At 72.7% G+C, this 9,889-nt stretch carries 6 protein-coding genes; 4 read left to right on the top strand and 2 right to left on the bottom strand.

What is annotated here, in order from left to right; all coding sequences use genetic code 11:
• Window positions 1-135: 135 nt before the first annotated feature.
• Window positions 136-3,087 carry an AAA family ATPase gene (locus tag OG948_RS28875; RefSeq protein ID WP_406299250.1) on the bottom strand — a complete coding sequence of 984 codons (2,952 nt, stop codon included), beginning with the start codon at window positions 3,085-3,087 and terminating at the stop codon, window positions 136-138.
• 797 nt (window positions 3,088-3,884) lie between these two features.
• On the opposite strand from OG948_RS28875, the gene OG948_RS28870 reads away from it, so the two are divergent.
• From OG948_RS28870 to OG948_RS28855, 4 genes are read left to right on the top strand one after another with little or no spacing between them, the layout of a single operon-like run.
• Window positions 3,885-5,549 carry an ABC transporter substrate-binding protein gene (locus OG948_RS28870; RefSeq protein WP_406299249.1) on the top strand — a complete coding sequence of 555 codons (1,665 nt, stop codon included), beginning with the start codon at window positions 3,885-3,887 and terminating at the stop codon, window positions 5,547-5,549.
• Window positions 5,546-6,517, top strand: a complete 972-nt coding sequence (locus tag OG948_RS28865) for an ABC transporter permease (RefSeq protein ID WP_406299248.1) — start codon at window positions 5,546-5,548, stop codon at window positions 6,515-6,517. Before OG948_RS28870 ends, OG948_RS28865 begins: the two co-directional genes overlap by 4 nt.
• Before the next feature lie 4 nt (window positions 6,518-6,521).
• Window positions 6,522-7,382 (top strand): ABC transporter permease, encoded by an 861-nt coding sequence (locus OG948_RS28860; RefSeq protein ID WP_406299247.1) that lies wholly within the window; start codon window positions 6,522-6,524, stop codon window positions 7,380-7,382.
• Window positions 7,379-9,112 carry a dipeptide ABC transporter ATP-binding protein gene (locus tag OG948_RS28855; protein WP_406299246.1) on the top strand — a complete coding sequence of 578 codons (1,734 nt, stop codon included), beginning with the start codon at window positions 7,379-7,381 and terminating at the stop codon, window positions 9,110-9,112. The genes OG948_RS28860 and OG948_RS28855 overlap by 4 nt, the downstream gene beginning before the upstream one ends.
• Here the strand turns inward: OG948_RS28855 and OG948_RS28850 are convergent.
• Window positions 9,090-9,875 carry a TetR/AcrR family transcriptional regulator gene (locus OG948_RS28850; protein WP_406299245.1) on the bottom strand — a complete coding sequence of 262 codons (786 nt, stop codon included), beginning with the start codon at window positions 9,873-9,875 and terminating at the stop codon, window positions 9,090-9,092. The genes OG948_RS28855 and OG948_RS28850 overlap by 23 nt on opposite strands.
• Window positions 9,876-9,889: the final 14 nt, after the last annotated feature.

The raw sequence follows: 9,889 nt of genomic DNA, 5'->3' as shown, positions 1-9,889 counted from the left end.
CCCCTGTCGATCCCCTACCGACCCCATAGGGGAGCAGTCGTGCACAGGACTCGCGAAACGGCCCCCGACCGGGTCTTCCGGGGGCGCCGCCCGACTCGCGCGGCGTCCCCGGTCCCACCCCCGGTCAGGGGCCGTTCAGCCCGCGATCTCCTCTTCCAACCACGGCGGCAGATCCAGTCGGCGGGCCACCCCGAGCTTGCGATAGACCCTGGTCAGATGCTGTTCGACGGTGCTGACCGTGATGAACAGCCGGCGCGAGATCTCCCGGTTGGTCTGCCCCTGCGCGGCCAGCGCGGCGACCCGGCGCTCGGCGTCGCTCAGGCCCGCGCCGGGCTGTTCGTCCACGCCGGCGGACGCGCCGACCATCGGGGTGGGCTCCGAGGCGCGGGCCCGGCCCGCCTCGACGACGCGCCCCGACTCGGCGACCCGCCCGGCCTCGCCGATCCGGCCCGCCTCACCGATCCGGGCGGGTTCCCGGATCGGCGCCGGCTGCGGCACGTGCGGTATCGCGCCGTCCCGATCGGGCACCGCGGCCAGCCGCTCGGTGCGCGGCAGCGGGCGCGGCGGCTCGCCCTGGCACGCCTCGGACAACTGTTGCGCCCGCCGCGCGGCGCGCCGGGCCCGTCCGAAGTCGCCCAGTTCGCGGTAGGCGTTGCCGAGTCCGGCGAACGCCAGGGACAACTCGAAGCGGTCGCCGCAGGCCTGGAGTTCGCGGATCGACTCCCACAGCAGGGCGGGTCTGCGGCGCAGTTCGACCACCTCCGCCTGCACGCCCAGGGCCAACCCCCGGGTACGCGAAGGCTCGTCCGACAGCCGGTCGAACTGCTCCGCGAGCAACTCGCGGGCCGCGTCGTGATCGCCCAGGCGCACGTGCGCGCGGGCCGCCTCGACCCGCCACGGCACCAACCCGGGCAGGTCGATCCGCCACGCCATCATCAGCTCGCCGCACGACATGAAGTCGTGCAGGGCCGCGTCCGGGCGGCCGGTGGCCAGGTTGTACCGCCCGCACGCGTGCAGGTAGTGCAGCCCCGCCGGGGTGTGGAACATCGCGCCCGGCACCGGGAGTTCCAGATGCCGGGCGGCCTGCTCGTGGTCACCGCGGGCGACCGCGGCGGTGATCCGCGCGGCGAGCGGGACACCCACCGCGACGCCCCAGCCCTCGGGCACGATCCGGGTCAGCGCGGTCTTCGCACTCTCCTCGGCACCGAGCAGGTCACCCTGGCGGACCGCGATCTCGCCGAACACGGCGGCCATCAGCGCGTGCGCGATCGGGCTGCGCCGCGCCGCCGCCTGGTCGATCAGCGTGGCGCACCACTCCTGTGCCTCGGCGGCCCGATCGGCGTACACCAGCGCGGTCAGCGTGGAGGTGAGCGATTCCATCGTGCCGTCGTCCAGCCGCGAGCCGCGCAGGATGCGCTCGGCGCGATCGCACACCTGGTCGCCGCTCAACCGCCCGGCCAGCACGGCGGTGAGCAGGTCCAGGCCCTCGATCCGGCCGATGGTCGCGGGCAGCGGGGACACCTCGGGCTCGGATACTCCCGCGTCCACGGCGGGGTACCAGTACTTGAGCCAGACCCGGGCGGCGCGGACCTCGGCGGCGGTGGCCCACTCGGCCGCCTCGCCGGGCGCGCAGGAGCGCCGGCCGGCCTCCACCACGGCCTTGGCCTCGTCGAGTCGGCCGTACCAGGCCAGATAGCGCACGCACACCAGCGCGTCCCGGCCGGTGAGTCGGCCGTCGCGGACCGCGGTGGCCAGCCACGGCACGTGTCGTGCGGCGGCTGCCGGGTTGACCAGCCACTCCAGGCCGATCAGGAACGCCTTGATGGACACCCGGGTGCACTCGTCCGGAGCGATCCGCTCGGCCAGCTTGAGGTAGTCGACGGCCAACCGCAGATCACCCTCGGCGACCACCGCCTCGGCCGCCTCGCGCAGCGTGCGCACCGCCCACGGCGCCCGGAACTCCCCGGCGCCGGCCAGGTGTTTGGCGACCGACTCGGAGGGGGCGCCGTCGATGTGCAGCAGCGTGGCCGCCCGGCCATGCCCGCGCTCGCGTTCCGGGCGGGTCATGGTGTCCAACACCGCCAGGCGGGCCCGGTCGTCGCGGAATCGACCGCAGGCCACCAGTCCCGCGTCGTTGAGGGTGCGGGCCGCGCGGGTGGCCGTGGCCGGTTCGAGTTCGAGCAGTTCGGCCAGACCTTCGGTGGTCTCCGATTCGCCGAGCAGGGCCAGTCCGCGTGCGACGTCCACGGTGGCCGGGTCGAGCCGGTACAGGCAGCCGACCACGGCCCGGCAGTACGCGTCCGCGACGGTGGGCCGCAGTGGGCGGCGGGAGGAGTCCGAGCGGGCGCCGGGGCCCGTGTCCTCCAGTAAGGCACGGATCAACAGCGGGTTCCCGCCGCTGAGTTCGAGCACGTCGGCGGACAGCCGAGCGGCCGCGGCCGGCCCCAGCAAGTGGGCCAGCAGCTCGGTGACCGAGGCGCGGCCGAGCAGGCCCAGGCGGACCCGCTGGTGGTGCGGCTGGCGTTCGACCTCCGCCGAGAACGCGGCGAACGCGGCCGAGGGCGCGGCGGCGTGATCGCGCTCGCCGAGCAGCACCAGGATCGACGCGCCGCGGATCCGCCGGATCAGGTGGGCCAGGAACTGGAGCGACACCGGGTCGGCGTGCTGGATGTCGTCCACCACGATCACGACGGGCCGGGTCTGCGCCAACGTCAGGAGCACCGCGCCGAGTTCGTGCACGGCGCGCACCGTGGTCGGGGTCGGCGCGTCGGTGCCGCCGAACGCGGCGGTGTACGCGCCGTCGTCCAGGAGCCGGTCGATCCGGCTCGCGTCCACGTCGGCCGGCGGCGCCGCCAGGACCAGTTGGCGCACCACGCCGAGCGGGAAGTCCTGTTCCATCGGGGTGCCCACGGCGCGCAGGAAGAGCGCGTCGTCGGACGCGGGCCGATCACTGAACGCGTGCAGGAGTGCGGTCTTGCCGACCGCCACGGGCCCGCAGACGGTGATCACGCCGCCGACGCCGGTCGCGCAGCGGGCCCGGGCGGTATCCAGTCGGCTGAGTTCCTCGGTTCGACCCACGAAAAACACGTGCCACTCCCCCGGCGGAAATCTCTGCGTTTCCGCATGTTGAATTCGCTATTGACGCTGAATTAATATTTCCGCACGCCCGTACCACGCCCGGGCCGAAACGAGGCAGGATATCCACGCCTCGAACGCCGGCGGCACGCGTTGTTTCGGAGTCCGGGGTGCCGGAGCCGTCGGGCACGTCGATGGGCCCGAGGGGACCTCGGAAACGGAGAGGGATCGACCCGGTCCTGGTCGGATGTACGGGTACTCGGATGTACGGGTACGACGTCCGCCCGTCACCTGCCGGGCGGCGCGGGCATCAACCCGACGAGCGATCCCTGCGACGAAGGACTCGACGACACAGCCCGCTGGACATGCGCGCGAGGTCGACGTCGAGGCGGGACACCAGGGCGAGTCGCGAAGCGCTCGCACCACGGGTCCCCTGCACGGCCATCTCCGAAGAAGAAGTAGTAAAGCTCCGAGTCGGTGATCCGGACTTTCGCTTCATAGCTGAACGGCAGTCTAGAAATCCGCCCGCGTCGCGTCAACACGAAGGCATCGCGAAAGAAAGCCGACACCCGGACACGCCGTTCGCCCCCTTATGACACGGGCGAGGCGTACAAATGACGCACCATCGGACAAGTCACGCCGGACTCCCGATCGCACCCGTTTCCGTCCCCGCACCCGCAAGGGTCGGTAGGGGTCCGTTAGGGGTGCTGGGGGTCGCGGCGGCGCCACTAGCGTCCTGGTGTGCCGGCGGCGGTCGCTCCGCCCTGCGCCTCTTCGCACGATCCCCCGACTCTCGACAGGACTCGACCATGCGCGTATTCCGACCACGTCTACCCGGAATCGTCGGTGCGGCACTCGCCGCCGCGTTGGTCCTGTCCGCCTGTACCGCGAACACCAAGACCGACAAGGCGGCGGCGGAGCAGGACGCGGGTCCGCCGGTCAAGGGCGGATCCGCGACGGTGGCGATCAACACCGAGCCGACCTGCTTCGACATCCACGTCAGCCCCCAGGACATCACCGCCTCGATCCAGCGCAATGTCTTCGACTCGCTGGTCTCCGAGGACGAGCAGGGCAACTTCCAGCCCTGGCTGGCCACTTCCTGGGAGGTCGCGCCGGACCTGACCAGCTACACGTTCAAGCTGCGCACCGACGTGAAGTTCACCGACGGCACCGCGTTCGACGCGAACGCGGTCAAGGTCAACTTCGACCGCATCGCGGCCAAGACCACCAAGTCGCAGTACGCGGCGAGCCTGCTGGGCCCCTACACCGGCGCCGAGGTGCTCGACCCGGCGACCGTCAAGGTCACCTTCGGCAAGCCGTTCGCACCCTTCCTCCAGGCCGCGAGCACCGCCTACCTCGGCTTCTACTCGCCACAGGCGTTGGCCGCGGCAGGCGACAAACTGTGCGCGGGCGGGGCCCAGTTGGTGGGCACCGGCCCGTTCAAGTTCGCCGCGCACACCAAGGCGCAGAGCCTGACGCTGGAGAACAACCCGGCGTACAACTGGGCGCCGGCCGGATCCAAGCACCAGGGCGCCGCCTACCTGGACAAGCTCACCTTCCGCTTCCTGCCCGAGGACTCGGTCCGGGTGGGCGCGTTCGCCGGCGGTCAGGTGGACATCGCCGGATCGATCCCGCCGATCAACGTCAAGAGCCTGGAGGCGCGCGCGGACGTGCGCGTGGTGCGGCACGACTTCGCGGGCGCGGTGTACAGCCTGTTCCTGAACACCACGCGGGCGCCGTTCGACGACGAGCGGGTACGCAAGGCGGTGCAGCGCGGGATCAACATCGGACCGAACATCCAATCGATCTACTTCGACCAGTACCGGCGCGCGTGGGGCCCGCTGGGACCGGCCACGCCGGCCTACGACAAGTCGTTGGAGAACACCTGGCCCTACGACCCGGCGCTCGCGGGCCGCTTGCTGGACGAGGCCGGGTGGAGCGCGCGCGACGGGGACGGCTACCGGACCCGGGACGGCAAGCGGTTGACCGTGCAGTGGCCGACCGCGCCCGCCGCCGTGCGTGAGCAGCGCGACATCCTGGCCCAGGCCGTGCAGTCGGACCTGAAGAAGATCGGTGTGGAGGTCCAGCGCCCGGCCCTGGACCTGGGCGCGTTCACCACGAACGCCTACGCGGGCAAGTACGACCTGCTCGACATGAGTTGGGCCCGGTTCGAACCGGACGTGCTGCGGCTGTACTTCAACTCGGCGAACCTGCCCAGCACCGGCGGGCAGAACGCGGCCTGGCTGAGCAACCCGCAGATCGACGAATGGACCAACGCCGCGGCGGCCACCCTGGATCGGCCCACCCGCGATCAGCTCTACGCCAAGACCCAGGGCTGGGTGATCGAACACGCCGCGGTGGTCCCGCTCTACTCGGCCACCACCTTGTTCGCGACCGGCAAGCAGATCAACGGGCTGCGGTTGGACCCGAACGCGTGGCCGCTGTTCCACGACGTGTGGACCTCGCGGCGATGACCTCCGCCGCGGCCTCGGCCGCCCCCACCGCCCGCCTGCCGCGCGTGTTGCGCGCGGTCGGCGGGCGCCTGGTGGCGATCGCGACGGTCCTGCTCGGCGCCGCGACGCTGGCGTTCGCCGGGCTCAAGCTACTGCCGGGCGATCCGGTGGCCACGCTGCTGGGCCCGCAGACCACCGCCTCCCCGGCCGTGCGCGCGCAGATCCGCGCCGACTACGGCTTTAACGATCCGCTGGTCAGCCAATACCTGCACTATCTGTGGGAGTTGCTGCACGGCCGGCTGGGCGAGTCCTATCAGCTCCAGCAACCGGTGTCCGCGCTGATCGGCGAGCAGTTCGGCTCGACCTTCGAACTGGCGCTGTCCGCACTTGTGTTGGCCGTGGTGATCGCCGTGGTGTCGGCGCTGGCCACCGCCGGGCGGCGGTCCGCGCTGCGGTCGGCGCTGGGCGCGTGGGAGTTGGTCGCGGTGTCCACGCCCTCGTTCTGGCTGGGCATCGTGCTGCTGACGGTGTTCTCGTTCCGGTTGCAGTGGTTCCCGGTGGCCGGCACCGAGGGCGTGCAGACGCTGGTGCTGCCCGCCGTGACGCTCGCCCTGCCGATCGCGGGGGTGCTCGCGCAGGTGCTCCGGGAGAGCCTGGACAAGGCACTGGGCGAGCCGTTCGTGGTCACCGCGCGGGCGCGCGGGCTGAGCGCGACCGCGGTCCGGGTCCGGCACGCCTTCCGGCACGCGGCGATTCCGCTGCTGACCCTGTCCGGCTGGCTGACCGGAACCCTGCTCGGCGGCACGGTGCTGGTCGAGAAGGTCTTCGCCCGGCCCGGGATCGGCGCGCTGACCCTGCAATCGGTGAACACCAAGGACATGCCGGTGGTGATGGGTGTCGTGCTGCTCGCCGCCCTGGTGTTCGTGCTGATCTCGCAACTCACCGACGTGCTCTACGCCGTCATCGACCCACGGCTGCGGAAAGGCTGAGCGGATGAGCCAGACACTGGCGGCCGGCAAACGGCGGGTGCGGATCCGGTGCGCCGGCACGCCGCGGCCGAGCGTCGTGGTGGCGCTCGCCGTTCTGCTGCTGTTCGCGTTGATCGGCCTCGCGCCCGGGCTGTTCACCGGCACCTCGCCGATCGACACCGATCCGCTCGCCGCCCTTCAGGGACCGAGCGCGGAGCACTGGTTCGGCACCGACCAACTCGGCCGCGACGTGTTCGCCCGGGTCCTGCACGGCGCCCGCCCCTCGCTCCTGCTGGGTCTGGGGGCCACCGTGTTCGCACTGGTCGGCGGGACCGTCTGGGGACTGCTCTCGGCGCTGGGCGGGCGGGCCGCCGATCAGGTGGGCATGCGCCTGGCCGACATCATGTTGTCGCTGCCCGAACTGCTGCTCGCGCTGTTCGTGGTCACCCTGCTCGGCCGGGGCACGGTGGACGTGATGGTCGCGGTGGCGATCGCGGCAATGCCCGGTTACGCGCGTCTGGTGCGCGCCGAGGCCCTGGTGGTGCGCCGCTCGGGCTACGTCGAGGCGGCGGCGGGCCTGGGCCTGCGCCGACCCGTGCTGATCGTGCGGCACGTGTTGCCCAACGCGATCGGGCCGCTCCTGGTGCTGGGCACGGTCGGCTTCGGCACGTCGCTGATCTACGCGTCCGGGCTCAGCTTCCTGGGCCTGGGTGCTCAGCCGCCCTCGCCCGAGTGGGGCGCGATGCTCTCCGAGGGGCGCGGCTTCCTGGAGACCGCGTGGTGGATCGGGGTGTTCCCCGGGGCTGCGGTCACCTGCGCGGTGATCGCGGTGAACGTGGCCGGCCGGCATGCCCGTACCCGATTCGCCGGAGGGATCCCCCGATGACCACCACCCCCGCGACCGAACCGCTGCTCGTCGTGGACGGACTCGACGTCGCCTTCCCCGGCCGCGAACCCGTGGTGCGCGACGTGTCGTTCACCCTGGCCCGCGGCGAATGCCTGGCCGTGGTCGGCGAATCCGGGTCCGGCAAGAGCGTCACCGCGCGCACCCTGGTCGGGCTCACCGGCGGCGGTGCCCGGGTGAGCGCCCGGCGCCTCGACTTCGCCGGTACCGACCTGAGCCGGCTGTCCGAGTCGCGCTGGCGAACGATCCGGGGCCGGCGGATCGGCCTGGTCCTCCAGGACGCGCTGGTCTCGCTCGACCCGCTGCGCACGGTCGGCGCGGAGGTCGCCGAGACGCTGCGCACCCACGCCGTGGTGCCCCGCGATCGAGTCGGCGCCCGCACGCTCGAACTCCTGGGCGACGTCGGCATCCCGGACCCCGCCCGCCGGGCCCGGCAGTACCCGCACCAGCTCTCCGGCGGGCTGCGCCAGCGCGGCCTGATCGCCTCCGCGCTGGCCGGTGGCCCCGAACTGCTCCTCGCGGACGAGCCGACCACCGCGCTCGACGTCACGGTGCAGGCCCAGGTGCTCGGCCTGCTGGGCCGGCTCAAGGAACAGGGCACGGCCGTACTGCTGATCAGCCACGACCTGGCCGCGGTGGCCCGGATGGCCGACCGCATCGCGGTGATGTACGCGGGCGAGGTCGTCGAACAGGGGCCGGCCGCACGGGTCTTGTCCGAGCCGGAGCACTCCTACACCCGGGCGCTGCTCGCGGCGGTGCCGTCGGTGCACGCGAAGGGGACCCGCCTGTCCGCGCCGGTGGGCCCGACCCGGCCGGCGGTGTCGGCCGCGCCGCCCGTGGGCGAGGTGTTGTTGGAGGTGGCCGGGATCGGCAAACGTTTCCGCGCGCCGGACGGGACCCGGCACGACGCGGTCCGGGACGTGTCGTTCGAGCTGCGGGCGGGCGAGACGCTGGGCGTGGTGGGCGAGTCCGGGTCCGGCAAGACCACGGCCGCGCGGATCGTACTGGGCTGGGAACGGCCCGACACGGGATCCGTGCGCTTTCGCAACGCGCCGTGGAGCGAGCTGCCCGAGTCCGCGCGGCGTGCCTCGCGCGGGCGGATCCAGGCAGTACAGCAGGACCCGCTCGGCTCGTTCGACCCCCGCTACCCGGTCGCCCGGATCCTGGGCGAGGCGGTCGCCGCCGCGGGACTCCCGGGCGGCCGGCTGCGACCCACCCGCGCCGCGCATCGCGCCCGGGTGGCCGAACTCCTGGCACTGGTCGGCCTGTCCACGGACCTGTTGGACCGCCGGCCGCGCGAGATGTCCGGCGGTCAACGGCAACGCGTGGCCATCGCACGGGCGTTGGCGCCCTCACCGGAGTTGATCGTGTGCGACGAGCCGGTGTCCGCGCTGGATGTGTCCATCCAGGCCCAGATCCTCGACCTGCTCGCCGATCTGCGGTCCGAGTTGGGCCTGGCGCTGCTGTTCATCTCGCACGACCTGGGGGTGATCCGGCACGTCAGCGATCGCATCCTGGTGATGAAGGACGGCCGGGTGGTGGAGAGCGGCGACGCCGAGCGGGTGTTCACCCGGCCGCAGGCGCCCTACACCCGCGAGTTGCTCGCGGCCGTACCGCGCCCGGTGACGGCGGCCGAGGACGACCCGCTCGTCGCACCGAGGGATCCGGCGGCGCGCGAGGGTCGGGTGCTCAGCGCCGGGGGCGCGTCGTGACCGGGGCGGCGCCCGCGCGCGGCTCGAACGCGCGCAGGAACGTGGTCACCCCGGCGGTGACCGCGCGGTCCAGGGCCGCGTCGTCCACCGGCCGGGTGCCCAGCGCGGTGAGCGTGGGCAGGTCCCCGGAGATCAGCGCCAGGAACTGGTTCGCGGCGGTGACCGGGTCGTCGATGTCCAGGTGTCCGCCGTGCGCGAGCCGGGCCAGTCGGCCCGCCAACGCGTCGATGATCCGTACCGTGCCGCCCTCGCGGATGGTGTCGTACAGGTCCGGGAAGCGCGCGGCCTCGGCGTACACCAGCCGCTGGAGTGCCCAGCCCTTCTCGCCGGCCTGACACTGCACGACGCGGTGGGCGATGGCGGTCAGCCGCGGATGCAGGTCCTCGGCGTCGGTGGGAAACGCCTCCAAGGCGGCCAGGATCCGGCCGCTGGACTCGATCGCGGCCTCCACCACGACGGTGCGGAAGAGGTTCTCCTTGCCGCCGAGGTGGTTGTAGATGGTCGGCTTGGACACGCCCGCCTCGGCCGCGATCGCGTCGATCCCGGCCAGCGTGTAGCCCTCACGGGTGAACACCGCCTCGGCGGCGGCCAGGATCGCCCGGCGCTTGTCGATCCGCCCGCGCGTGGTGGCGTGCGCGGCCGGCGGCGCCGGTTCGGCCGCCTCGGGCTGCGCCGTTTCCGCGCTCGTGCGGGCCGCCCCGCCGGCCCGCGTCGCCGTACCGCCGGTCGTTCGCGTCGTCGACCTCTTCGTTCCCTCGACCATGTTGCGACGTTACC

It is taken from the genome of Embleya sp. NBC_00888, assembly GCF_045207655.1.
In the GTDB taxonomy this organism is placed as follows: domain Bacteria; phylum Actinomycetota; class Actinomycetes; order Streptomycetales; family Streptomycetaceae; genus Embleya.
The sequence above is the reverse complement of the archived record's forward strand: the minus strand, read 5'-3'. Positions and strand labels throughout refer to the sequence as shown.

What these genes read in the sequence shown, in the direction of transcription:
- OG948_RS28870 (WP_406299249.1), top strand. Translation starts at nt 3,885, where the DNA reads ATGCGCGTATTCCGACCACGTCTACCCGGAATCGTCGGTGCGGCACTC.
- OG948_RS28865 (WP_406299248.1), top strand. Translation starts at nt 5,546, where the DNA reads ATGACCTCCGCCGCGGCCTCGGCCGCCCCCACCGCCCGCCTGCCGCGC.
- OG948_RS28860 (WP_406299247.1), top strand. Translation starts at nt 6,522, where the DNA reads ATGAGCCAGACACTGGCGGCCGGCAAACGGCGGGTGCGGATCCGGTGC.
- OG948_RS28855 (WP_406299246.1), top strand. Translation starts at nt 7,379, where the DNA reads ATGACCACCACCCCCGCGACCGAACCGCTGCTCGTCGTGGACGGACTC.
- OG948_RS28850 (WP_406299245.1), bottom strand. Translation starts at nt 9,875, where the DNA reads ATGGTCGAGGGAACGAAGAGGTCGACGACGCGAACGACCGGCGGTACG.